We start from the raw sequence: 25,097 nt of genomic DNA, 5'->3' as shown, positions 1-25,097 counted from the left end.
GGTGGAGACCTTAACTATACTCCCCGAACCTTAAAAACAGATAAAATCCTGCTGAAAGCTTTCTTAAATTCGGAATGAACACAGTTATTTACTTACCTGGGACACCGGAATTTGGTTCACTATCTGATCCAGGGTAACTTCCTGCAGCACATTTTCCATCGCTTTCTGCGCCAGCGAGAAGACTGGTACAATAGCACCAGCAATGTTCTTACCTACAGGACACTCAGGATTCGGATGGTCATGCACCGCAAATAAGCTGTCATCCTCCACTGCATTAACGGCTTTATAAATCTGCAGCAGCGTAATTTCGGCAGCACTGCGTGTTAGTTTAGCACCGGCTACACCAGGACGGACATCCACCAGACCCGCTTTATGAAGCATCCCAGTCAGCCTGCGGATGACGACCGGATTGGTATTCACACTGCCTGCAATCCACTCAGAGGTACTCTTGCCTTCCTTGTTACTGTCAATTAAAGTCACAATATGAATAGCGACCGCAAACCGGGTGCTGATATTCATGGGTATCTCTCCTTTGGAGCCTTCAGACAAAAAAAGCTGTAGATGCAACAATAATAGTTACATTTTAAACAGTTGTCAATCCCGCCAACAGCTCATGAACCCGGTCAGGGTACTTTTTGCTAAGCCTTGTTTTTCCCAGATTGCTCTTCACAATCTTCATCATCCGGGCATCACCGCTCTCTGCCAGCCTGCGCAAGAGGGCAAAACCTTCTTCCGGTTCGGCGGCCGCAAAGAGGCTGAGGCTGTACTCCAGACCTTTGGACAACACCCGGAAATGCTCGGGATCACAGCCTTTAGCCGCTCCGTGCAGGATACCGTCCGTAATTCCGGCTGCCAGGTCCAAAGCGTATAGCACATGGTCACGGTTTTTGAGCACCGGCGGGTGGGCAAGTGCGGCGACAAAGGCCCGCTGTTCCAGCAGAGTAGCATCTTCTCTCCAGCCGTCAAGCAATTGGGTCAAAAGCCTGAAATCGGCCTCCCCTAGGCTTTGCAGACCGATCGCAGCCGCCTCGCGTACCCGCCACCCCGCAGCATTCATCGCCGCTTTAAGCACCCGCTCTACCAGGCGGCGGCGCTGGTCATCTGCAAATGCATAGTGGGCTCCGCAGGCCTGAACTGCACAGAACGCCAGAAATTCATCAGGAGCATCTACCCACGAACACAGCAGCACCCAGGCTGTATCCGATATCATTGAATCCGCAAAATACCGTGCAAAGCCCGCAGCCAGTTCAAGATTGGCCCGAGGTCCGGGAAGCCCGCTGTTGTCTTGCATGTAACCCTCCAGCAGAGGCCAATGCTCCCGGTTCTCGATCCATTCCTGAAAATGTACTTCCTCAGCTTTTTTTCCGCTCACGCCTCATGACATCCTTTCCTTTGTACACTCTAATGCCACTGGACTATTTCCTGTGTGATATAAGGATAATCTATCTGCTGCTTCACAGCGCGCATTGCCTCTTCCCCTGCCAGCAGCGACAGTACGTACAAGCCCAGATCTATCGAAGTGGAAACACCGCCGCCGGTAATAACGTTGCCGTGTTGAACAATACGCGATTTTACTACATTTTGGCAATAAGGCTCCAGCAATTCGTAAGCCGAAGGATGCGTTGTTGCGCCGCACCCATGCAGGAAACCTGCTGCACCCAGCAGCAGCGAACCTGTACATACGGATACTTTATAAGGAGCTACTGCAGCACCGCGCAGCCAGTTAATGAATACTTCGTCATAACGGAGCTTCCTCGTTCCAAGTCCACCCGGCACAAAAACCAGATCATATCCCGATAAATCCGGTATCACCCGGCCGGTCTTCATCGGACCCCGCTCATCGGTAACCTCATCCGAGATGCCGCAAATGTCCCATTCCAGACCTTTACCTGCTTCAAATTGTCCCAGCCGGCAGATCACATCATAGAACCCGGCGAAATCCAGAAATGTCATCCCGTCAAAAAGAATAAAGGCAATCTTCACCGGGACTCCTCCTTTCTCCTGCGGCAATACAGCTGTTCATTACTCTGAATCGTAAGCCTGCAAAGCTACTGGCAGCGCCTGCACCACCACATTGCCCGCTGCCGGAAGACCCAGCAGTACCGCACTAATAATCTCATCCCGCGTAGCCCCGAGCTGTTTGGCATGCTTCACATGAAACGGCAAGCCGCTCTCCAGCCGAACCGCGGCTAAGACGGCAATATAGGCAATCTCTTCCGTCTTGGGATCAAGTCTGCTTGCTGCATCCAGCTTGTGAACAGCTTCCATCCAGGCCTGCTGCTGCTCAGGAGCCTCCTTCATAAACGTCATAAACGAATTACTGACTTGCGGCGAACCCTCCATATCCAATCCCTCCCGTTTGTTTAACCTTAACAGTTCTACACTAGCGTAAACGAGCCGGCCGTTCGGTTAAACACGTCACAAAACAGGGAATATTTTGCATATCACACACCCGCCGTGCCATCCTGCCTTAACACAAATAGGCTGCTCCTGATCGCCATGTGACGGCATCGTGGAACAGCCTTCGATTACTTAAATGAAGTCTGAGGATACAGCTACGGAGAACAGCTGCCTATGCACTTGTCAGAATTATCGGTTTGCCTTTTGTCACGATAATCGTATGCTCAAACTGGGCAACCCGGCTGCCCCCTTTAACACTAAGAGTCCACCCGTCGCTCTGCTGCTCCGCAAAATCCGCCCCTGTTGACAGGAAAGGTTCGACCGTAATCACCTGCCCTTCCTTAAGCACCGTAGTTTCACGCGGATTATAGAACGGCAGGATTTCGAAAGGCTTCTCATGCAGGGATTTTCCGATCCCATGGCTGCAGAGATTGCGGATTACCTTGTAGCCGCGTTTGCGTGCTTCCATTTCCATCATCCGGCCGATCTCATTCACTTTCATGCCTGCCCGGAGATGGTTGATCACATTCATCATCGTCTCCTCGGTGCTGCGGCACAGGTGGGTAAGCTTCTCATCATACGGAGGCAGCTGAAAAGAAACCCCCGCATCCCCGTAATAGCCGTTCAGTTCGGCAGAAACATCAATATTGATCAAATCTCCAGGCTGAATCACTCTGGGACCCGGAATACCATGAGCCACTTCTTCATTGATACTGATACAGGTGCTTCCTGGAAAATTATAAGTCACTTTTGGCGCGGATTTTGCACCAAAATGCTCCAGTATCTCTGCACCCACCTGATCAAGCTCTGCCGTTGTCATACCGGGAACCACTCTGCGTTTCATCTCGGCAATAGTATAACCGACCACTTTACCGGCCTCTTTCAGACCTTGCAAATCTTCTGCTGTATCACTCGTCACCCTGCTCACTTCCCTCTCGCGCCGGTATCCGTAACGGATTCCATCAGCTGCATCTATGAATTACTATATAACCTGCTCATTGCAGTAGTGCTTATCCCCGGCTCATCCGGCCGTTTCTGATGGCAACCGCGTAATCATGCCGCCCCTTGCTGTCCGCCATTGCAGCAGCAGCCTCCCATTCATATTCCACCAATCTATGCTGGACAGCCCAGCCGTTCGGTTCTCCGGTTCTCCGGCAAAGACAGTAGCTGGCGAAGCGGGTGCCAGACTCCATCACATGGGGATAAGGCGCCTCATCTTCATAGGCTGGCAAACCTATACTCCCCGCATTAACCGCCTTCTTCCCGCCAGGTAAGTCAATAGAATGAAATACATGGCTGTGTCCGCAAAAAACGATTCTTTCCTCTATCCCCTGCAGCTCTGCAGCCAACGCTTCCGGCTCCTTATAAACCACGGTACCATCGGACTGAACCCGCTCCAGAAGATAACGGCCATTGTTCCAAGGCGTGCCATGGCAGAACAGCAGCTCTTCATAGCTCCATGTCCCCCGGAAAGAGGAAATCCATTCCTCCTCGGCAGTACTAAGCAGCGGCTTCACTTGCATATAGGAGAGTGATCCGCTTCTCTCCTGCAGTAAAATTTCATCACAGTTGCCCATTATATTCACAATTGCCGGCTGCTCCATCAGCAGTGCTGCTGTACCCAGCGGATCTATGGGACCAAATAGTGTGTCGCCCAGGTTCACGATGAGGTCAGCATTCTGGTTCTCTACATCCTGTAGAACAGCCTCAAGAGCAAACCTGTTGCTATGGATATCTGAAATTACTGCTATAACGTTATACATAGACATCCCCATCTATAGTTATGTCCGGCAGTCCACAGCTTATTGAACTTTTTGAGCAAGGTATGATCAGCAGAAACCGCCTGATGGGTTCCACCTCCAAATCCATATGTATCTTTCAATTATACCAGTGTCTATAGGGAGAATAAATGCAAAGCATTATGTACCTTTAATGAAATATAAATAAGACCGTTCCGCAGCATATTAACGGATCGGTCTTAAACCGGAAGGCATGATATGATATGAACTAATTAATCGCGCCTACAGCCTTCAGCCAGGCATCAGCAATAAGGGCATGGCCAGCTGATGAAGGGTGAACGCCATCACCTGCCCAGAACGCAGGCTCAGCCTTCATCGAGGCGGCCGCGAATAAGCCGTCAAGCGGTACCAGCAGCGCACCGTATTCACGCGCCAATTCACGCACAACATGAATTTTCGGATCAAGATCGCGGCGCCATGTCTTGCGGTCCTCCGGCACCGGCAGCACGAACGGTTCAATCAGCACCAGCTTAGCGTCCACGGATGCCTTCGTGCGCTCAATCAGGTCCCGGTAAGCGGCTTCAAACTCAGCGGCAGTCGTTTCCTGACCGGAGTCCATATAGCGCCAGGTGTCGTTGACCCCGATATAAATCGAGACCCAGGTTGGATTCAGACCCAGGCAATCCCTATCCCATCGTTCCTGTAAATCGACAACACGGTTGCCGTTGATTCCCCGGTTAAAAAACGTTAGCTTCTTCTCCGGATACTGCAGCCCGAGGCGTGCAGCTACCATCAGGGCATAACCGACACCCAGTGATGAAGCGTCTTCATAATTCCGCCCACAGTCTGTGATGCTGTCGCCGATGAAAACAATAACATCATTATCCTTGAGTCCCATCTACATAATCCTCCTATAAAACTGCTTAATAGTATAAACATGCCTATTATATCAAACAGAATTCAATATAACATCTTCTATTTTAGTTAGGATACATAGAATAAAATTACCTAACAGAATCGATTCAAACCAGCTTCTGCAGTAAGAAGCACCTGTTCAAAGGCTTCACTCCGCTCCTGACGTCCTCTTCTGAAATAAAGGCTGCGCAGAAAGTTTTTACTGTTGTTCTGGGCGATGCGCTGGCTGCGGCCAGGCGTCCAATCCACGCAGTCGCCCAGGCTAAGAATCCAGCCGGCGATACTGTTCCAGCTCAGGCGGTTCTGAACGATCATCGTATCCACAACCGTAGCCATCCGCTCGTCCTCTTCCTCGCCGAATAGCCACATCCGGTATTGCAGCATATCTTTGATAACCTCCAGCACTTCCAGTTGCACCTCCTCACTGCTCTCCGGGCATTGCACCAGTTCATCCAGCGCATCCGCTCCATGAGCCGCAGCGTGGGCCCATCCGCCATCCTCTACATATCCGCGCAGATCCTTCTCTTCCCGGTAATAGCGAAGCAGCGCATTCTTCAAAATACGGAATTCCTCCGCAGTGAGAAACGGCTGCTTGATATGCCGCTGCACGATCAGAGCTACCGGAAGCACAGAGAATGTCCGCGTAAATACGCTGTTATCTTCCGTCCTGCCGATGCCATAGAACAAATGCTGCTCATCAAGCAGGACTTTCAGGAAGCTGCGTAGCTCATCAGCGGTAAACAGCTGCTGCTCCAGTATCCACTTATAAAAAGTGGGATAGATCAGATCATCCCGCAGCTCTGGTTGCGGATCTCCGATATATTCCAGCATGGGGCGGATGAAATCGGCATGCGCTTCACCTTCACGAAGCAGGTACTCCTCGGTCTCAATTCTTTTCAGATCCATCATTAGCCTTGCTCTCGGATCGCTCATAACTTTCACTCCTTTACCCTACAGACCAAACCAGTCTATATCCATTTTCAGAAGTTTACTATATAAAACTACACAAAACCCCCTTCAAAAGCGCCCGCACCTCATGCCGGCATGAGTTTTTCGGGTGAATTGAAGGGGGTCTTTATGACTGAGATCCGCTACGGATATCAGGGAGTCTTAGTAGGCAAGACTGAACAAACCTTTAACATGGGTCAGATAACGGATGTTGCTCGCTTCCTTCATCATCGTTGCAGGCAGGCCTTTGAGCGGAGTCGAGTTGGCGCCGATAATCGCCACACCGTCTTTACGGCCCAGGCTGGCCAGCGTACCCGAATTCACCGGGCTGAAGGTTTCCAGTGATTTGTTGTTCAAGCTGGCATAGAGGTTATAGCCGATCAGTTCGCCCATCTGCCAGGCGATTTGCGCGGTTGGCGGGTAAGGGCGGCCATCCGGCGCGAAGTAAACAGCGCTGTCTCCGGCAACGAACACATCTTTGTGGGAAGTAGATTGCAGGAAGTCATTGACGGTCGCACGTCCACGGTTAACCTCAAGACCGGATTCTCCGACCAGCGGATTACCTTGCACGCCACCTGTCCAGACGAATGTATTCGCAACAACCTTCTGTCCATCCTTCAGATCAATTGTATTGCCCTCAACGTTGGTAACAGCAAGACCTGTCAGGAACTGTACACCGCGGGCCTCAAGGCTTGATGTTGCGCGCTGGATCAAATGATCCGGCAATACCGGCAGAATTTTCGGGCCGGCCTCAACTAACAGAAGCTTGATTTCCTTCGGATCTACTCCGTAACGTCTTGTAAGCTTAGGTAGCACATCTGCAATTTCACCCACAAGCTCAACGCCTGTCAAGCCGCCTCCGCCGATCAGAATCGTTGCATCAGCTGGATTTTTAGTTGCGGCATAATCACGAATCCGGGCTTCAATATGGGCAAGAATGTTTTTGGCATCTTCAGCAGATTTTAGCACCATACTGAATTTCTCCAGACCCGGAATTCCGAAATATGCCGTCGTGCTGCCCAGACCTACAACAAGTGCATCATAGGAAAGAACTGTACCGTCAGACAAAGCGATTTGCTTGTTGTCAACGGAGAATGATTTCACTTTAGCAATTTTGAGATCAATATCTTTACCTGCAAACAGCTTTGTCAGCGGCATCGCCACAGCCTTCTCAGAGATACTGCCTGCAGCCAGACGGTGAAGCTCCGTAATAATCTGATGTGTCGGGTACTGATTGACCACTGTAACCTTCGCTTCAGCTTTACTCATATATTTGCGCACAGTTAAAGCACTCAATAAGCCGCCGTACCCTGCTCCTAGAATTACGATATGTTTTGACATCATATATCCTCCGTCCTTACTTGTGTGTTATGGAATTAGGGAATCTATTTCTGAGTACTGCGTTCGCCGCTGACTTGAAGATAAGCATTCAGGAAACGGAGCATCTTTTGGACCTGCGGGTCTTTGACCATTTTCATCATTCCAAAAAGACTGATCGTTTCAGTGCTTTCATTCGCACGGTCTTTTGCTTCAATGACTGTAGCCGCCATATTTTTAACCGAATCCACCACCGGCTCGGCAATTTCCTTGATAGCACCTACCGTATCATTTTTGAGGACCTCATCCGAGGCAACCGCCTGTACGAAGTCAAACGATTTGGTTAGTACTCCGACCAGCTGAGTTAACTTAGGCAGTTCCTCCACCAGCAGTGTGAGCGATTCCTGAACCTCAGGTTTGAGCAGCTGATCCAGTAAATCCTCTTTGGTATAAGCCGGTTTACCTGCTGTTTGTTCTTCTTTAGGCAGGGTTTGAGTGATAGTTTCTGACATATTAGCCTCTCCTCCGTATTCACTTAATACTGCATAATTAAAAATCCACAAACTCAATGTGCCTATTATACCACCGATAATGTTAATTATGTCACAAAGTTTTTGCCTGTATATCCTTGTTTTGTGATAAAAATCACTTCTTTAATGTCGTTTTTGCGAAATATCTTCTTTTTTCAAAATAATTTTTACATACATGTACAAAATCATTGACGACCGCTGAATGCCGTGTTATCTTTAGCAAGTAACTAATTGTAAGTTCATTAATAAAAACTAGCTATTTATATTTATTAACCAATACATAAACTAACGGAGGCATTACTTATGAGTACTTTTTCAGATTTGGTCCAAGCCCGGAGATCCGCTATGAATTTTGTGGAAGGAGTTACGATTTCTAAGGCAGAGCTGGAGGAAATGTTCTCCCTCGCCCGCCTTGCCCCCTCAAGCAACAATCTGCAGCATGCGCATTACAAGGTAATTACCGATCCGGTTGTTAAAGAACAGCTACACAAGGATGCCTATAACCAGTACAAGGTTCACACCGCTTCAGCTGTAATTATTGTTTATGGGGACAAAAATGCTTACCTGCAGGCGCCGGAAATATACGGCGGCCTCAAGCTGCTGGGGGCGATGAGCCAGGAAGAATACGACAGCACCATCCAGTCGATCAACGATGCTTATAGCGGAAATGACCAGTTCCAGCGCGACGAAGCGATCCGCAACGCTTCCCTTTCAGCCATGCAGTTCATGCTGATTGCGAAAGACAAGGGCTGGGATACATGCCCGATGATCGGTTTTGATCCTGCGGCGGTCAATGCTACGCTGAATGCACCGGACAATTTCGTCCCTGCCCTGATGATTACCATCGGCAAAGATAACAAGCGTAAGATCAGACCCCGCGGCTACCGCAAGCCTGTGAATGAATTTGTTGATTTCATCTAATCCAAACCATCTATATTCTATGCAAAAGAGCCCTCCGGCATTACGCCGGAAGGCTCTTTTGTGTTCATAGCTGGTTAATCGCTGGGGAATCCCTCCTACACTCTGCGGAAACGCCACAGGACGCTCTGGAAATCCCCATGCAGTGCAGGCAGCGGTAACCCGGCATACATCAGATGATCTCCGCCGAATACGCCGCCGCCCTCCACCCACTCATAATCCGCTTCGGGATCCAGCCCCTTCAGCCGCAGGTAATGCAGCGCATCATTCGGCTCTGCAAGGGTCCGAGCGTACATCACGACGGCTTCGGATTTGTCCTCGGCCGCAATCAGCCACGCTGTTTCATTGCCTTCAAACGGGCTGAGCAGTCGGTACTGCTCCCCGAACTGCACAAGATTGCGCAGCTCTTTATATAGCGCCACTTGTGCCTGAACAGCCGTCTTCTCATCCTCCGTGAACTTCGTTAGATCGAGTTCATATCCGAAATTGCCTGACATCGCAACATGGCCGCGCAGCTCCAGCGAAGTGCTGCGCTGAACCTGATGGTTCGGCACCGCCGATACATGGCTGCCCATGGCGCTCAGCGGATAGACGATGCTGGTTCCATATTGGATTTTGAGCCGGCTGATGGCATCGGTATTGTCGCTTGTCCAGGTCTGCGGCATGTAATAAAGCATTCCCGGGTCAAACCGTCCGCCGCCGCCTGAACAGCTCTCGAACAGGACATCCGGAAATTCCGCGGTGATCCGCTCAAGCACACCATATAGACCAAGCATATAACGGTGCGCTGTCTCCCGCTGTCTCTCCTGCGGCAGCAGCGCCGAGCCAATCTCGGTCATATTACGGTTCATGTCCCACTTCACATAGGAAATCGGAGCGCTGCGCAGCACATCCGCCACCCGGTCGCCTATCGCCTGGCAGACATCCGCACGGGAGAAATCCAGCACAAGCTGCATCCGTGCTTCCGTTCTGCGCCGGCCTTCCACATGCAGGCACCAGTCCGGGTGCTGGCGGTACAGCTCGCTGTCCGGCGAGATCATCTCCGGCTCGAACCAGAGGCCAAACTGCATGTCCAGCTCATTAACCCGGCGGGCCAAATCCTCCAGGCCCTGCGGCAGTTTCTTCTTGTCCACAAACCAGTCACCCAGAGAACTGCGGTCATTGTCCCGGTGACCGAACCAGCCGTCATCCAGCACGAACAGCTCCATGCCCAGTTCGCTACCCGCACGGGCAATATCTTCAATTTTGTCAGCGGTGAAGTCGAAATAAGTGGCTTCCCAGTTGTTGACAAGCACGGGACGCGTACGGTCACGGAAGCTGCCGCGGCTTAAGCGGGTCCGGTACAGCTTATGATAGGTCCGCGACATCGCTCCCAGACCATCGGGCGAGAAGACCAGCACGGCTTCCGGCGTCTGGAACGACTGGCCCTGCTCCAGCAGCCAGCTGAAATCAAACGGATTAATCCCCACGGATAAGCGGGTTGTCCGGTACGGATCAACTTCTGCCTGGGCGGTAAAGCTGCCGCTGTATACCAGGCTGACACCGTAGACATCCCCATGATCCTCGTCTGCGCCTTTCGAGAGTAATGCAATGAACGGGTTATGCGCATGACTGCTTGCCCCGCGGCGGCTCTCGATGCCCTGCATTCCGGAGGCAAGGGCTCTGCGCTCCACATAGCGCTCACGTGCCCAGGAGCCGGAGAGATGCAGCAGCTCATAATCCGCGTCGCGGAAGTCTACGCTCATGCTTAGTCCGCGCAGCAGCTTCAGCTGTTGTCCGCCTTCGTTCACAAATTTAACGGATCGGGTGATGGCATTCAATGCCTCGAACACGGTGTAGCTCAGAATAATCCGCAGCCCGGCAACCGGATCAAGCAGCTCAAGCTCCAGCGTCTCTGCTTCATCCTCCTGCTGGACATACGTAGCCGGCAGACCTTCCAGCTTGGGCTTGCCCTGGTATATCCGGTGTGTATCATAGATAGCCTCAGAAGCGGTAGTCCCGTTCTCCGCCTGAATCTGATAAGCCGGATGTCGGAAATCCCCTACCCCGTAGGACGGGTATTCCTGGGCGATGGTGTCATAAGAAATCGACATGTCTTCAGGATATGGACTTGGCGAAAAAGAGCAGCGCTCTGTCCGCTGAAGGATGGCAGATAAGCCTGTTGAACGAATTTTCCTGCCCCAATAGACATGCGCCGGCACCCCGGTGGGCAGCAGTTGAATGACATAGCTGGTGGCCTTGCTCTGAAGATGAAAAATACGCTCTTCTGCAAAATATTGAATTCCCATTGAAGCCTCCTAAAGGGTTGTGAGCCTTGCTTCCTGCACTTCACCGCGTAAAAAACCGCACCGGAAGAATAGGCTGAAATTTGTTAGCATTTTTTTGTTAGTAAAGGCTACTTTTTTTAACATTCAATCTCGTTCATTATATCTTGTAATCGCTTCAAAATCATCCCTGCATTCATCTCGCGTACTGCAAAATTGCAATCGCTGCCCGTTCCCGCCGTTCAGCATCCCCGCTGTGAAGTGCTTCCTTCAGGACGGCGACGGCCAATTCAAGAGTGTCCTCATCCACACCAGTTGGTTTTTCGCCCGAATTCCTTATATCAGCTCCCGTATCCTCGATCCATAGCTCCAGCCTTGCCGACGGAAGTGTCCCCTGGTATCGGGAAATCAGCGCTTCCTCCGCCAGCAGTTCTGCTGCAACGGAATTCAGTGAGCGCCGGGGCATGCTTTTCAGCCAGGTTACTCCCCGGCGGTGGCACTGGCCATCCTCCTCATTGTCCTGGGTGTCATCATAGAAATAGTCCCCCAGATCACCCAGGTGCACCCAATCCCCGTCAGCTATTAGAACATAGTCCCCATCCTGCATTTCATGCACAAACAGATCCAGATAATCCACTGCCTCTTCCAGTTTCTGTTCCCCATTAATCCCACTCCGCAGCAGCTTTACACGTAAATCCTCGCGCTCGGCCTGCTCCAAATCTCCGGTGCCGGGATACCCGATGCACAGATAGTTGTCCTCCAGAAATTCCTTAATCCGCTCCACACCCTGCGGCGATGTTTTCATCTGAAACAGCTTCATTGTTTCTCACCTCTCCGGTTAATTATACAGGATAAGCAGGCCGCAAACCGCCGTGAATTATTTTCAAAAAACTAAGAACCAGCCAGAATAATAGCGCTTACATTAGCGTTTATTGTAAAATAGTCCTATTTTACAACCATACGGCTTTTTACTGCCCATGAGAAGCAGGGTATACTTTAGACATCAACTCAAGGGAACCTTACACTGCTGGAAGGAAGCCTGACGGGCATGAAAATTTCACCGCAGCAATCCTTAGCCGCTGTAATCCCTGAGCTTGAGACTATATCTTTGATCCTGACGCTAAAGCTTTCAATCCATCCCGGAACGAACTGGTATGAGCTTCTTAAAGCTCAAATGTTGAACATCAATCCTAGCGTGGCCAGAGGATGAATTAGAGAAGATTTAATGTGCAGGATAGGCAAATTTACTGCCACCTCGGACGATTTCTACCCGGCTGAGTACAAAGGATAGGATAAGGAGTCTGAGAAGAACATGGATATAGTGCTTACTACGTAAACCTCTATTGTTGATGCAAATCAATAATAGGGGTTTACCTGTGTTACAGGCACTTTTTTTTATACATATAGGAACCCCAGTGTAACCTCATCAATCAGCGCCGGGCAGCAGCCCAATCACATAATCCCCTGGATGAATATCCTGACTATTATGTCCGGGACCTACAGTCCTATAACGATGCATGAGGATGTGATGACGCTGAACCGCAGAATCCAAGCAAGAAAAACGGCAGCGAAGAAGCCTCCTTCTGGCGCCGCCAGGAAGCGTACGAATGTACTTTTGTACCGTGACCCCAGGTACGGCTTCACGCTGAAGCTTCCCCGCTGGTGGAAATGCTATACCTCCATTAAACGAAGCAGCCGGCTGAAGGATATAGAATATGGCGTGTTTTTCCGTTTTAAGTACAAAGGGAAGATATATGATGATGCGCTAAATCTGTTAGTCTATAAGATGACCTTGAAGCAGTGGCATGACGAGGGATATGCTGAATCTCCGATAATTTTCCTAGCATACCGGCAGGGACGAATTTTCGCCTACACGGTCCCGGAGGAGCTTCCTGACAAGTTCCTCAATCCATCCAAAGATGACTATGATTACCGGAAATACGGGAGGCCGATACGCCTGCTGAAGCGCATGGTCAATGAAGATGTACCGAAGATTGCAGGAACCTTCCGGTTGAAGCGCCGCTCTTCCCGCTGATTTATTCAGCTTTTGGAGATCCTATGTCTAATGACTTTATGTCACAGGCATAGGATCTCTTTTTCCGCAGCTCCAAAAAAGGCTATCCCCTCTTCAAAAGCAGCATGGAGTCCGCACCTTTTTGAAATTCATAAGAAACCTGTACTTCTTCTGCACTCCAGCCCTGGGTCTGAATAAAGCGGATCAGTCCATCTAAATGCGCATATCTCCGGCAGGACAGATCCACCAGCGGGAAAATACGGATCTCCGCCTTCGTTACACGCAGCAGCTCGCGGAGGGTCTCCAGATGAAAATCAACATCCAGTCTGTCTCCGTACATGAACAAAAAATGAGCGGATAAGGTTATATCAAACGCCTGATCGGCAAAAGGCAACACAGGCAGCTCTGCAGCTACATAACGCTCCTGATGGGCCAGTCTGTCTAAGGTACTCACAGTCAGCGCTTCCGTTCTTGCCTGCCTCAGTCCCTCTATGGATTGGAAAACATCCCATTTGAAATTATCACGTGCCTTATCAAGCTGGATCAATGTATGCTCAATATCAGAGAGTCCCTTAACCTGAAGGGCTTCTGCCGAATAACTGTATGCGATATCAGCCGCAACAGCCATAGCCCCGTGCCGGTTCGCTTCCGCAGTGAAGGAGCAGGCTCCTGCAGGACAGTCAAGAATACTCCGTCCCCGAAGCTCACCCGGCTGTAAATCAAACATCCTCATATACTCGTCAAACGTCCGGCCAATGAACACAATCCGCTCTAAATCCAATTTAGCTCCACTCATCTGCAATCATCTCACCTTTCTCTGCTCAGCTCTTCTCATCTCAATAATTTACAGTTTGGACATTAGGCTGCTCGGCAAGCTCGCTTTTTAAAAACTGGTACAGGCTTAAAGCGGCCAGCTGTAAGGGATAATCGGCAGTTCTGCAGGCTATTCCGCAGCTCATATCCACCGGCCCGTCCTGCAGTCTCTTTCCTATGGTACCTATAGGCAAAGGCGTTAGCGTTGACTCCGGAACCAAGGCCATCCCCAAACCGCTCTGCACATAATATTTCAATGCACTCATGCTGCCGATTTCCATAGTATTCAGCGGCGGCCCTGCAGATTCCTGCAACACACTTTCCAATTTCTTGCGGTACGGGCAGCCGGCGGCCGTAATGAGCAGGCGATGCTCCCTGAGCTGACTCGCGGTAACCTGCGGTTCAGCGGCCAGCGGATGGTCTTCCGGCAGGAGCAGCACGAATTTTTCCGTAAAAAGCGGCTCATAATGCAGTCCCTTGCCCATCTCCGGTACCGAGCAGAGGATCATGTCCAGTTCGCCCTTCAGCAGACGCTCCGTGAGCGCCGGTGTACTGCCAATGTCGACTGAGATATCTATACCGGGATGCATTGTCATGAACTCCCGCAAAAGAGCCGGCAGCCGGTAACTGGCGGTAGGATCGGTCGCCCCAAGCCTTAGATTCCCGGCCTCGCCTGCTGTCAATTCACCCAATCTGCTCTCAAGCAGCTCCATGTCTTTTACAATCCGCAGGCTTTGTTCGTAGAGAAGACGCCCGGCCTCAGTTAAACTAACCTGCTGTTTCCCACGTTCGAGCAGTGACATGCCAAGCTCCGCCTCCAGCTTCTGGATTTGCATGGTGATCGTAGATTGGGCATAGTTTAGTTCTTCCGCAGCCCGGTTAAAGCTCCCGGTATTTACAATGGCCTGGAAGGTTTTTAAGGTTTTGAGCTCCATAGTCATCCCCCTTACAGTTCAACATAATTGAATCATAGCTTCACTTAATTCAATTATACAGAATCAAAGGTTAACTTTAAAATAGTTTATATCAAGAACAAAGCTATGTGTACAGAGGAGAGGATATAAAATGGAACTGGCAGGAAAAGCAGCACTTGTGACCGGCGGAGGCACTGGGATTGGTAAGGCTGTCAGCCTGGAGCTGGCCCATCGCGGTGCAGCAGTCGCCGTGAATTATTCCCGTTCCGCAGCTGAGGCCGAAGAAACCGTGCGGTTAATTAGAGAACAGGGCGGACAGGCCATTGCGGTGCAGGCCGATGTGTCTAAAGACAGCGAGGTCCGGGAAATGGTCCGGCAGATCATAGCAGCATTTGGTACGCTTGATCTGCTAGTGAATAACGCCAGCATCACCAGGCATATTCCGCTTGCGGATCTGGAAGCTGCTGGTGATGAGGTGTGGGATGAGCTGTTTGATGTCAACGTCAAAGGAATGTTCTACTGCGCCCGGGCAGCTGCCCCTTATCTGAAGCAGAGCAAACAGGGGGCAATCGTCAATCTCGGAAGCATTGCGGGGAATACAGGCAACGGTTCTTCACTGCCCTATGCAGTATCCAAAGCAGCCGTCCACGGGCTAACTAAATCGCTGGCCCGCGCCCTGTCCCCCGATGTCCGGGTGAACTGTGTAGCTCCGGGTGCAGTGGCAACACGGTGGTGGGCAGGCCGGGAGGAACAAATGCACAGTCTAGCACCGAACCTGCTGCTGCAGCGGATTGCGGAACCGGAGGATATCGCACAGTTCATCTGCGCTTCACTTACACAGGAAGCCATGACAGGGCAGATCATTACGGTGGACAGCGGACAGACGTTATAGCGGCAGAAGGACTATTTAAAGTTACAGTAGTGGGAATTTCTCCATCTAATTTCCTCCAGCCTGTGTTGAAAAAGATATAAGCAGGATTTACTCCAACTAATTCCTCTCGTAAAGACCCAAATCAGCGTTTCCAGGGAAAATAGCTGGAGGAATTCCACCTAAAGCCAGATGTTAAGCGAAAACGGAAGAATTAGTTGGAGACTTTCCCACTAAAATGTAAACAGCCTCATCTTCCACTGCAAAGTGAAGGATGAGGCTGTTCGTTAAGGTTAGCCTAGGGCTTAAAATCAGCGTTCCGCTTCCTGCCGCGCCAGATTATGAGGGCTCATTGCCCCAGACCAGGCTGCCCGAGAGATATGCCGGAAGATTAGCCCAGTCAGCGTAACTTGTTCCAGATGCATTAAAGGAATAGTCTCCGGTCTGGGTATAATTGCTCCAATCAGCTTTGGAAGCCCGCATCTGAATATCAAGGCTTGTCCCTGCCGCCAGGGAACCGGCGCCGCTGGTGAATCCCAGCTCCAAGTAGTAGTCGGCTCCGGTTTTAGCGGCTGTGAGCTTCGCAAATGATCCGGTTACATTGGCGCTTCCCACCTGCGACCAGTCGCAGAAGAAGCTTTGCGGCTGGTCGCCGTCGATGGTGTAGTAGTATCTAAGCTTCACATCGGCCAGGGAAACCGCAGTAGTGCCCGTATTCACCAGTTTAATCCGCGGACTCAAAGTATTCGCCGCAGCCGCTGTGCTGCTGTTGTACATCTGCACCTTAAGACCGCCGGAAGTTGCCGTTGTCGTATCCACAACGGTAACCACCAGAGACTGTGCTGCCCCGGCGCTGAAGCTGAAGGTCAGCGTCGTTGTCCCCACCGCCTGCGATGCCAGATATGACTTCTTGATCGTTACCGTGCTGCCGCTGACCGTGTAATCCGTTCCCGCAACAAGTGTTGCCGTCCCGTTCTTGATCGAGCTGAGGGTGTTCCCGTTCAGCGTCATCGTAACAGTCAGATCCGCCTGGTTCGCCATCTTTTTGTCGAAGCTGGCACTAACCGGCGCAATCACTGAATCGCTTGCTGTAGTTGTCGTATCCACAACTGCTACTGCCAGAGATTGTGCTGCTCCGGCGCTGAAGCTGAAGGTCAGCGTCGTTGTCCCCACCGCCTGCGCTGCCAGATATGACTTCTTAATCGTTACCGTGCTGCCGCTGACCGTGTAGTCCGTTCCCGAAACAAGTGTTGCTGTCCCGTTCTTGATCGAGCTGAGGGTGTTCCCGTTCAGCGTCATCGTGACAGTCAGATCCGCCTGGTTCGCCGTTTTCTTATCGAAGCTTGCGCTGACCGGTGTAATCACCGAGCCTGCAGCCGGCGGGTTTAGCGGATCGGCATAAAGTGTGCCTCTGCCGTTTGTTCCAAGATACACCCGGCCGTAAATCCGCGGATCTCCGGTGATGGCCATATTGATTTTGGCATACTGATGGGCGTCGTCATTAATCCGCACCCAGGTCGTCCCGGCATCATCGGAGCGGAAAACACCTCTCACGCCGTCGATTTGGGCAACAGTGTACAGTGCCATATAGCTCTGGCCCGGAGCGGCTTTGCCGAAGCCGATCAGATCCGCTTCCTGCACATTGGACAGCTTAGTGAAGCTGGCTCCTGAATTGGTTGAATGCCACAAGCCATATTTGTTCTCCACGGTATTGCCGCCAGCAAACCAGATATCGCCTTCAATGCCCGGCATCGCCTTGATGCTGATCTGGGCCTGATTCGGCTGCAGGCTGCCGACATTATTGGTCGGGAAGCCCGTCGCCGCGCTAGCGGTAAAGGTAGCCCCGCCATCTGTGCTGACATAGAAGGTGCCTGCATAAAAGGCATAGAACTTGTTTGGATTCACCCGGTCCGAGGCGATTTTTGATCCCGCAGGTACTCCGGTGCTCGCGGTCCAGGAATTGCCCGACGTTTTGGAATAATAAACTCCGATATCCGAGGTGCTCCACAGGATCGAATTGCCGCTGGCCGATACTGCGACCTGGCCTTGCCCGGCCGTTGTTATCGTTCCATTCGACGGCTCGGCATTGGGCATGTACCAGTTGGACCCGCCGTCATTGGAGATCCCGATCGATTTCATACTTGGGGTCTTCTCTTTATCCGCACCGCCTACACGAACAATATAGGACGGGCTCAGCTCCGCATAATCGATGCCGGTCGTGGTCGCCCAGGACGGACTGGTCTGGAACTTAACAGGGGCTGCCGTCACATCGTCATACCGGAAACCGGACACATCGCCAAGTGCGGTGATCAGGTGGGCACCCGAAGGAGGACTGATTAGGCCCAGTACTGCTGTCTCCTCTACACCCTTAGCCATGACTGAGATGTTGACGGTCCCGCCAGTATCCCATGCTCCCAGATTGTTCGTACCGTAAATGGTAGCACCCGTTCCGTACATCATCCGGTTCGAGTTGAACGGATCGATCTCCAGATCGCCCATCATCCAGCCCAGTTTCGGCGAAGGATCAAGCGAACTCGAAGTTGTTCCGTTATCAAGCCATGGAGCCGCCGTAATATTCATCGCGAATTTATAGGTCCGCTCAGGATAATTGCCCCAGTCCCAGATCCGGCTCCAGGTTGCCCCGCCGTTGGTGCTGCGGAAGATCACCTCGTCCGGCCACCAGGCATTCAGGCTGGAGACCATAACTGTATTCGGATTCTGGGCATCCACAGCAAGACCGCCGAAGCCATACCAGTTGTCGGTTCCTGTGGAAGGGCTGATATTGGTCCAGGCTCCGGTTGTGGTATTGAACTTCCAGACTTCACCTTTGCTGCCGTCATACGGGCCAACTCCATTACTGTAGGTGATGTAAAGATTGCCCGTTGAAGAAAGTACACCGTGATGCGGCAGGTATCCTGTAGGCTGCCCGGGCACTGCGGACCAGGTTGCGCCTCCGTCTGTACTGCGGTAGATACTGCTTGCGGTATCTGCTACACCGACATAGATCGTCTGGGTGGCGTTGCCCAGTGTTCCTGTGCTTTTGTCAAAGGTAATCCAGGATAAGCCGACCAGATCGTTTCCGTAATCAAGTGTAGGGTTCTGAATATACGTTCCTACATTGGGAAAAGAACTGACTTTAGACCAGGTGACCCCGGAATCCGTACTTTTCCACAGGCCATTGCCGCTGCGTGCCCCGAAGAACAAGATACTGTTCTTGTTAGGGTCAATCACAAGCCGCTCACCCGCAGAACGGCCGGGCATATTGCCGCCGACCTTAAACGGAAGTGCCGTTGACTGCCAGGTGTTTCCGCGGTCGCTCGAACGCATAATCTGGCCGTTATCATCCCATGAGTTTGTGTAGGTGCCAGTGGCCATATATACCTTGTCCGGATTGATGGGATCCGTAGCCAGCGCATCCACGCCGTTCTTATTCCAGTCTACCCAGCCGACGGCGTCACTGATGGAAGTCCAGCTGCCGGAAGCCTGATTCCAGCGGTAGGCGCCGCCGATATCCGTTCGGGCATAGATCAGATTCGGTTCAGTCTGATTAAAAATGATTCCCGGCACAAACCCTCCGCCAGCTCCGGTGACAACACTGTTCCAGGTGTACGCTTCACTTGCTGCAGCATGAGTAACCGCGGGAAAGGCAGTAAATAACGTGCTTGACATTGCGGCCAGCAGGACAACAATTCCCATTCTTCGGATACGGTTACGAATCACGATTCCAGCCTCCTATGCTTTATTTTGGTATCGCTTACATTATAGAGCGAAAACCAGTTTCATAGGGAGGGAAAAGGGTTCACCTTTTCGGAAATACGTCACCAGATACCGTACCATTTTCGCACTAAATATTACATTTTTAGTCAAACAAAAGACTCTGCTAAATGATATTCAGCAAAGTCTCCTTCGACTAATGCGTCAGTATGAACTCATCCAGCTTGTTGCCGCCGATATCATAAGCCTCAAAGCTGAGCGTGCGGCCGCTGACGGTAATTCCGGCAAACACCGGCTGGTTATTCTGAAAATGGACTTTATGGTAAAACTGGTCCTCCTTTTTCTCATTGAACTTTGAACCGGAAGCGTTCGTAACTACATACACCGTTCCCCTGGCCGCTCCTACCGGGTTCTCTCCTTCGGGTACGATGGCACCATCCAGCAGCGGATAAGACCTGGAATATTCATGATTGTGACCCTGAAGGACCAGATCGACCTGATATTTATCGAAAATCTCTGTCCAGTCCTCCACCTTCTTATAGGTGTTGCCGCCGTAGGCCGGGCGGTGCATCGCTACGATTTTCCACGGATTATCCGTACCCGCCAGATCCTTTTTCAGCCACTCGGCCTGCTTTTTCAGATTACTCTCCGTATTGAGTACTGTCACATGCACCGGTCCATAGTCAAAAGAATATGAAGTCCCCGTGATCGAACCTTTGGCCCCGTTATCCGGCAGATTGAAGTGGGAGGTGAATTCCGCCGCCTGTTCGTTGATTTCATCATGATTGCCCGTAACCGGCATCAGCGGGATGCCTGTAACCCAGCGTGCTGCATTGCTGAACAAGCTGTCCCATGCCGCCGAATCTCCCGGAGTCTCCGTGAAGTCACCATTATGCACAATAAACTGTGCGGCCGGGAAGGTCTCGAACGCCTTATTAAGCGTCTTGCCCCAAATTTCGAAATCCCCTGCCGTCACACCCTGTGAGTCAGTTACATTGATAAACGTTACACTATCGTTGTCCGACTCCGCCGTCGTAAACTGCGCCGCTGCACTCCATTCCCCTTCATTGCCCGTGCCCACTCTGTAAGTATAGAGCGCACCTGCCTCAAGTCCGCTAACCTCTGCTTTATGTACGCCTCTGCTGCCTTTGTCTGTCTTAATAAACGTATTATCAGCTTCTGCCTTGATTACAGACTTTTCGTCAAAAGTGGCTTTCCCGCCTTTAACCACCTGTAGCACACCTGCAGCGCCGGAGTCTCCCGTGTACCAGGTGAATGCACGGCTGGTCTCCGCATCTCTTTTGAATGAAGTGACCACATCATAGGGTATACCGGAAGAAGACAAGGTCTCCGCAGTCCGACCGGACTTCAGCCATTCCAGCACCACCGCCGCCACAATTAAGACCACAATGATGATTCCGATGATGATTATAGTCTTTAAGTCTTTCATCCTATCCCTCCCAAACCCGTCCTTTGTTTACAAACATAGCCTTCTGCAAGCCTGGAAGTCAAATCCCTAAGCAAAAGACTGACCACGAGATCATCACGAAGATGCTGGACGGTTATCTGCAGGATGACACCTTCCAGGCGCGGATTGATGAGCCGGATCTGATCATCGCAAGTGAAGCGAAGGCTGATCCCTCCGCATTCTAACGCTCGAGCGATAGGAGAGTGGCCTGCAGGCCGCGAATACCTTCGTGTCCACGATGACTGCGAGCGTCTCCGGCCAGTACGGCAGCTCCACCGCTTCCAGCGGTGACAGCTCCGGTGGCGGCTGCGCGGATGGAGCTGCCGGAGGTCAAGCCGCGAAGGGCAAAAGCGTGGCGGGCCTGGTCGGCCAGTACGGCGGCCACGGCGGCGATATGGCCGGAGGTGGCGGCTTCGGACGGCATGGGCGGCGGTGGCATGCCCGGCTTTGGCGGGGACGGCGGGATGAGCGGCGATTTTGGCGGCGCACCAGACGGCGCCCAGCAGCAAGGCAGCACTAGCGAAGCCATTACTACCGGCGTAGCGATTATCGTGCTGCTGTTGGGCATGCGTTTGTTACGTTCTACAAACGGAAACGACTCTAAACAGTAACAAATAAGCCTCAGACGGCAGGCCGTCTGAGGCTTTTATATACAAAAGCTATAATACTCTGATTATTGAAGATCCGTCAGTTCTTCATCTGAACAAGGGAACTACATGTGGAACGTTTGCTTTGATGGGACTACAAGATAATAGTGTGATTTCCTCCACCTAAATTCCTCCAAACGGGGCGCAGCCTAAGCATAGCGGGAATTCCTCCCACTAATTTCTCACTACGAGCTACAATCAGCGTTCTCAGGAAATTTAACTGGAGGTTTTCCGCCTATGTTCTGATTTTAGGCGAAAATGAAAGAATTAGAGGGAGGTTTTCCCACTATATTCGAAAATTGATTTGGTAGGTGAGCAACTAGCTACTTATCCCTATATTCCTGGTCAGCAATCAGGTACTGATAAAACTGCACGACTACGCTCGCTTAGGAAAATATCAATCGATGCTGATATCGACATAAACTCCCTCCTTACTTATCTGCTGGATAGTTTAACAAAAATAGTTTATTACCAAATAAAATTCAAATAAGCTGTTACAATATTGTTAGATGCATTTAAAAATCTTGAAAGGAATAACACCTATGAGTCAATCTATTCAGATTCGCCAAATGATGCAGAGCGACATAGAGACTATATATACGGGATTAGCACTACATGACGTAAGCAAACCTCTGAAATATATTGAACGTTGCTGGGAAGAAAACCAAACCCAAGCACGCGTTACACACTTAGTGTTCTATGAAAATGACTTTGCAGGATGGGGACATGTCGTCTTTAAATCCCACTACCCACACTTTGCTGAAAACAACATCCCCGAAATTCAGAATTTCGATATCATCCCCCCTTTTAGAAAACGTGGGATAGGGAGTGCTCTAATTGAAGTGCTTGAAGAAGAAGCATTTTCCAGATCAAATTCGATCGGTATTGGTTTTGGATTATATGCCAGCTACGGAACCGCGCAACGGTTGTACGTAAAACGCGGTTACATCCCTGATGGCAGAGGAGTAATGTACAATGATTTACCTGTAGAACCCGGAAGTCAGGTTTGTATCGACGATGAACTTGTTCTTTACTTAATAAAATCAAAATGAACTGGGGACTGCCACGATTTCCCTCTAATTTTTACTTCCATACATTTCAACTGTAGTCAATTCCCCCCCCTTACACAACAAAAAACTGCGGACCGCGCCACCCCCTAAAGGACGACAGATCCGCAGTTTCGTATTATCGCTGTATATAAGTATTCTGGCAGCGCTCCCAGCCCTACTCCTTCTTCCCCCGCATCAGACTAATCGCCGCCAGCAGAAACGACAGTAGAGAGATCCCCAGCGTGATATAAAGCAGCGGTGAGGTATCACTGGATTTGTCCACGTCCGCCATAATTGCATTGTGCTCATCCATACTCATAGAATCGCCATTTCCCATATCCATTGAACCATGTGAGTGGCTGTCACTGCCTGCCGCTGCCTCTACAATCCCGGTAATGGAATGCGGGGATTCCGAGCCTTCCTCGCCGGACCACTGCACTAAGCTGCCATCCGCATAATGCTGGTAGGCATCCCAGGCGATATTGCCTGCGGTATCCGGGTTCTGGGCGGTGAAGGTGAAGCGCTGGAATTGCCCAGCCTGAATACCTTCTCCCGTCGCTGTCCAGCTGACTTTGTTGCCTTCAATGGTCACGTTCCAGCCTGGCACAGCTTCGTATTGCTTGAACGCGGCACCTTCCGGAATGCGCAGATCCACCTGCACGGTGGCGACGTCTTTTTCCGAAGGCACTTTCAGTGTATAAGTCTCCCACGCACCAGCGGTGGATTCGGCCGGAGCGACGGTTACATGCGCACTGGCTACCGCTGCGAACAGCATCAAGGCTGCCGCCATGGGTGCAGTCAAAGTTATTATTTTACGAAGTAATGTATTCAAGATCATTTCCTCTCTTTCTATTTTCGATGATGTTAAAGTTTAGCTATATTCAGCTTCTATCTCTTCCGCGGAAAATCCCGCTCCCGTGAGGCCAGCCCCTGCTCCAGGGCATACCGCGTCAGCTGTGTCCGATTCTGAAGCTGGAGCTTTTGCAGAATATTTTTGAGGTGGTTTTTGACCGTGTGCTCGGAGATGCCGAGGGTTGCAGCAATTTCCCTGTTCGTGGAACCGGAGGAGACACAGCCCAGTATTTCCTTCTCGCGTGCCGTTAATGCTTCCCCTTCCTCTTTCACGGAGGTAACTGCAAATTCCTTCAGGATCTGAAAAGCCAGCTCACGGCTTAGCGGAACCTCTTCACTGACAATTGCCAGCAGATATTCGATCCACGTGGACGGAGCCAGATTCTTCAGCAGATATCCCTGTGCGCCCTGCTTCAGCGCCTCGAATAAATAAGAGATTTCATCCGACACGGTGACAATGACGATCTTGACATACGGGTACTCCAGCTTGATCCGTCTTGTGGTCTCCAACCCGTCCATTCCCGGCATTTCGATATCGATCAGAATGAGGTCGGGCATCCATTGCCCGGTCCAGACCATCGCCTCAGCCCCGCTTCCCACTGCCCCTATCACTTCGAAACGTTCATCCAGCGACAGAATCTCGCCCATTGCTTCACGCGCATGCGCATGATCATCGACGATCAGCACCCGGCAGCGGTTCATCCGCAGGCCCCCCTTTCGTTAGTTCGACAATCGTCCCTCCGGCACCGGATTTCAAGGCAAGCTGCCAGCCCATGCTCTCAGCCCGCTCCTTCATAATCTGGAGGCCGTAGCTTCCGCTCACCGCAAAAGGATCACTATGTATAATACCCGCACCGTCATCCGCAACTGTCACTCTCCAGTGACGCTGTCCGCCTTCACCGGAAATGGTAACTCTGCCTGCCCGCGTATGCTTGCGTACATTGATTATCGCTTCACGGATGCAGGACAGCAGCTCGGCTTGTTCCGCAGCCGTCAATGCATCCTTCTGCAGGCTCCAATTCAGCGAGACATCGATCATCACTTCACTGGCGATTCCGGACAGCTGCTCCTGCACAGACTGTTCCAGGGAGAATTCCGCCTTACCGGAGACCGGCACTTTAAGACTGGCAATCGCCTGACGCATATAACGGTTTACCTCATGGACCGTCTTTTTAATCTGATCTACACTCTCTGCGCTAATCCCACCCTGCTTGCGGCTCTGCTCCAGGCGGTCAATCCTCGCCGACAATAGAAACAGGGACTGCGCCATCCCGTCATGCAGCTCCTTGGCCAAGCCTTCACGGGCTTCCATCGCAGCTGTTGCAGCCCGTTCCTGTTCCAGCTCCCGCTGATTCCGCTCCATCATCCGGAACAGCGGCAGCAGCAGCATAATGCTGAACAAAAAGACCAGCGCAGGTGTTAAATAGTTCCCCATATCCATCGAAATATAAGGCATCAAGAACTGGTGGCGCACAAATTCCCAGATGCCTACCATGACCGTTGGAAGCAGCAGAATTAGCAGCTTGATTATCGTATACGTTGCTGTCCCCTCCTAAATCCTGATTCTAAACTTACCATCTCCGGCTAAGCTCCGGCATGACTCTTTCGGGCTATGCCGTTTCTATAAATGTTACAAAATTAAGTATTTAAAATGTAACTCTCTTGCCCGGCAGACCAGTGGAACCTCTATTTCGCCAGACGAAGCAGCCTATACCTATTATTCACGA

The 25,097-nt window shown here is 51.2% G+C and carries 24 protein-coding genes; 5 read left to right on the top strand and 19 right to left on the bottom strand.

Translation table 11 applies throughout. The features are described from left to right. Positions 1 to 84: 84 nt before the first annotated feature. From L6H70_RS01260 to L6H70_RS01215, 10 genes are all read right to left on the bottom strand, one after another. Positions 85 to 519 carry an Rrf2 family transcriptional regulator gene (locus L6H70_RS01260; protein ID WP_236328877.1) on the bottom strand — a complete coding sequence of 145 codons (435 nt, stop codon included), beginning with the start codon at positions 517 to 519 and terminating at the stop codon, positions 85 to 87. Between the two features lie 64 nt (positions 520 to 583). Beyond that, a complete protein-coding gene (locus tag L6H70_RS01255) occupies positions 584 to 1,372 on the bottom strand; it encodes a hypothetical protein (protein WP_236328868.1) in 789 nt (262 codons plus the stop codon). Between the two features lie 29 nt (positions 1,373 to 1,401). Then, on the bottom strand, positions 1,402 to 1,983 hold the full coding sequence (locus L6H70_RS01250; RefSeq protein ID WP_236328866.1) for a DJ-1/PfpI family protein: 582 nt from the start codon (positions 1,981 to 1,983) through the stop codon (positions 1,402 to 1,404). A gap of 39 nt (positions 1,984 to 2,022) precedes the next feature. After that, positions 2,023 to 2,343 (bottom strand): carboxymuconolactone decarboxylase family protein, encoded by a 321-nt coding sequence (locus tag L6H70_RS01245; protein ID WP_054940155.1) that lies wholly within the window; start codon positions 2,341 to 2,343, stop codon positions 2,023 to 2,025. Positions 2,344 to 2,572: 229 nt separating this feature from the next. Next, positions 2,573 to 3,319: a type I methionyl aminopeptidase gene (map, locus tag L6H70_RS01240; RefSeq protein WP_236328840.1), complete on the bottom strand. Its 747-nt coding sequence runs from the start codon at positions 3,317 to 3,319 to the stop codon at positions 2,573 to 2,575. Positions 3,320 to 3,410: 91 nt separating this feature from the next. Next, positions 3,411 to 4,163: a metallophosphoesterase family protein gene (locus L6H70_RS01235; RefSeq protein WP_236328832.1), complete on the bottom strand. Its 753-nt coding sequence runs from the start codon at positions 4,161 to 4,163 to the stop codon at positions 3,411 to 3,413. A 244-nt stretch (positions 4,164 to 4,407) separates the two neighbouring features. Further along, a complete protein-coding gene (locus L6H70_RS01230) occupies positions 4,408 to 5,037 on the bottom strand; it encodes an SGNH/GDSL hydrolase family protein (protein ID WP_236328830.1) in 630 nt (209 codons plus the stop codon). A gap of 110 nt (positions 5,038 to 5,147) precedes the next feature. Further along, entirely contained in the window at positions 5,148 to 5,987 is an 840-nt protein-coding gene (locus tag L6H70_RS01225; RefSeq protein ID WP_236328828.1) for a DUF2785 domain-containing protein, read from the bottom strand. A 177-nt stretch (positions 5,988 to 6,164) separates the two neighbouring features. Continuing rightward, a complete protein-coding gene (locus tag L6H70_RS01220) occupies positions 6,165 to 7,343 on the bottom strand; it encodes an NAD(P)/FAD-dependent oxidoreductase (protein ID WP_236328825.1) in 1,179 nt (392 codons plus the stop codon). Between the two features lie 44 nt (positions 7,344 to 7,387). Continuing rightward, complete coding sequence (locus L6H70_RS01215) at positions 7,388 to 7,831, bottom strand: helical membrane plugin domain-containing protein (RefSeq protein ID WP_236328823.1); 444 nt, start codon at positions 7,829 to 7,831, stop codon at positions 7,388 to 7,390. A 321-nt stretch (positions 7,832 to 8,152) separates the two neighbouring features. Here L6H70_RS01215 and L6H70_RS01210 point away from each other — a divergent pair, with 321 nt between their 5' ends. Beyond that, positions 8,153 to 8,770 carry a nitroreductase family protein gene (locus L6H70_RS01210; protein WP_236328821.1) on the top strand — a complete coding sequence of 206 codons (618 nt, stop codon included), beginning with the start codon at positions 8,153 to 8,155 and terminating at the stop codon, positions 8,768 to 8,770. 95 nt (positions 8,771 to 8,865) lie between these two features. Here L6H70_RS01210 and L6H70_RS01205 read toward each other — a convergent pair whose 3' ends face one another. Both L6H70_RS01205 and L6H70_RS01200 read right to left on the bottom strand, forming a co-directional pair. Further along, positions 8,866 to 11,055, bottom strand: a complete 2,190-nt coding sequence (locus L6H70_RS01205; protein ID WP_236328808.1) for an alpha-galactosidase — start codon at positions 11,053 to 11,055, stop codon at positions 8,866 to 8,868. 172 nt (positions 11,056 to 11,227) lie between these two features. Beyond that, positions 11,228 to 11,851, bottom strand: coding sequence for a hypothetical protein (locus tag L6H70_RS01200; RefSeq protein ID WP_236328800.1), 624 nt, complete (start codon positions 11,849 to 11,851; stop codon positions 11,228 to 11,230). 648 nt (positions 11,852 to 12,499) lie between these two features. Between L6H70_RS01200 and L6H70_RS01195 the strand changes: the two genes are divergently transcribed. Next, positions 12,500 to 13,066, top strand: a complete 567-nt coding sequence (locus L6H70_RS01195) for a hypothetical protein (RefSeq protein ID WP_236328791.1) — start codon at positions 12,500 to 12,502, stop codon at positions 13,064 to 13,066. An 82-nt stretch (positions 13,067 to 13,148) separates the two neighbouring features. Here the strand turns inward: L6H70_RS01195 and L6H70_RS01190 are convergent, their stop codons facing one another. Further along, positions 13,149 to 13,841, bottom strand: a complete 693-nt coding sequence (locus L6H70_RS01190) for a class I SAM-dependent methyltransferase (RefSeq protein ID WP_236328789.1) — start codon at positions 13,839 to 13,841, stop codon at positions 13,149 to 13,151. Positions 13,842 to 13,881: 40 nt separating this feature from the next. Beyond that, entirely contained in the window at positions 13,882 to 14,793 is a 912-nt protein-coding gene (locus L6H70_RS01185; protein ID WP_236328787.1) for a LysR family transcriptional regulator, read from the bottom strand. Between the two features lie 130 nt (positions 14,794 to 14,923). On the opposite strand from L6H70_RS01185, the gene L6H70_RS01180 reads away from it, so the two are divergent. Next, positions 14,924 to 15,664 (top strand): SDR family NAD(P)-dependent oxidoreductase, encoded by a 741-nt coding sequence (locus tag L6H70_RS01180; RefSeq protein WP_236328785.1) that lies wholly within the window; start codon positions 14,924 to 14,926, stop codon positions 15,662 to 15,664. A 315-nt stretch (positions 15,665 to 15,979) separates the two neighbouring features. Here the strand turns inward: L6H70_RS01180 and L6H70_RS01175 are convergent, their stop codons facing one another. After that, the gene (locus L6H70_RS01175) at positions 15,980 to 19,336 is read right to left on the bottom strand and encodes a X2-like carbohydrate binding domain-containing protein (protein ID WP_480244792.1); all 3,357 of its coding nucleotides are present in this window, start codon (positions 19,334 to 19,336) and stop codon (positions 15,980 to 15,982) included. Positions 19,337 to 19,550: 214 nt separating this feature from the next. Then, the gene (locus L6H70_RS01170; RefSeq protein WP_236328776.1) at positions 19,551 to 20,804 is read right to left on the bottom strand and encodes a purple acid phosphatase family protein; all 1,254 of its coding nucleotides are present in this window, start codon (positions 20,802 to 20,804) and stop codon (positions 19,551 to 19,553) included. A gap of 305 nt (positions 20,805 to 21,109) precedes the next feature. On the opposite strand from L6H70_RS01170, the gene L6H70_RS01165 reads away from it, so the two are divergent. Both L6H70_RS01165 and L6H70_RS01160 read left to right on the top strand, forming a co-directional pair. Beyond that, the gene (locus tag L6H70_RS01165; RefSeq protein ID WP_236328774.1) at positions 21,110 to 21,433 is read left to right on the top strand and encodes a hypothetical protein; all 324 of its coding nucleotides are present in this window, start codon (positions 21,110 to 21,112) and stop codon (positions 21,431 to 21,433) included. A gap of 578 nt (positions 21,434 to 22,011) precedes the next feature. Further along, positions 22,012 to 22,521 carry a GNAT family N-acetyltransferase gene (locus L6H70_RS01160; protein WP_236328772.1) on the top strand — a complete coding sequence of 170 codons (510 nt, stop codon included), beginning with the start codon at positions 22,012 to 22,014 and terminating at the stop codon, positions 22,519 to 22,521. 172 nt (positions 22,522 to 22,693) lie between these two features. On the opposite strand, the gene L6H70_RS01155 is transcribed toward L6H70_RS01160, so the two are convergent. The 3 genes from L6H70_RS01155 to L6H70_RS01145 are packed head-to-tail and all read right to left on the bottom strand — an operon-like array spanning position 22,694 to position 24,865. Then, positions 22,694 to 23,350 carry a YcnI family copper-binding membrane protein gene (locus L6H70_RS01155; protein ID WP_236328769.1) on the bottom strand — a complete coding sequence of 219 codons (657 nt, stop codon included), beginning with the start codon at positions 23,348 to 23,350 and terminating at the stop codon, positions 22,694 to 22,696. A gap of 56 nt (positions 23,351 to 23,406) precedes the next feature. After that, a complete protein-coding gene (locus L6H70_RS01150) occupies positions 23,407 to 24,072 on the bottom strand; it encodes a response regulator (protein ID WP_236328767.1) in 666 nt (221 codons plus the stop codon). Next, positions 24,041 to 24,865 (bottom strand): sensor histidine kinase, encoded by an 825-nt coding sequence (locus L6H70_RS01145; protein WP_236328765.1) that lies wholly within the window; start codon positions 24,863 to 24,865, stop codon positions 24,041 to 24,043. Before L6H70_RS01145 ends, L6H70_RS01150 begins: the two co-directional genes overlap by 32 nt. Between the last annotated feature and the right edge of the window lie 232 nt (positions 24,866 to 25,097).

It is taken from the genome of Paenibacillus auburnensis, from assembly GCF_927798115.1.
Taxonomy (GTDB): Bacteria; Bacillota; Bacilli; order Paenibacillales; family Paenibacillaceae; genus Paenibacillus_AQ; species Paenibacillus_AQ auburnensis.
Note: the sequence above shows the minus strand (reverse complement) of the source record. Positions and strands in the feature narration are given on the sequence as shown.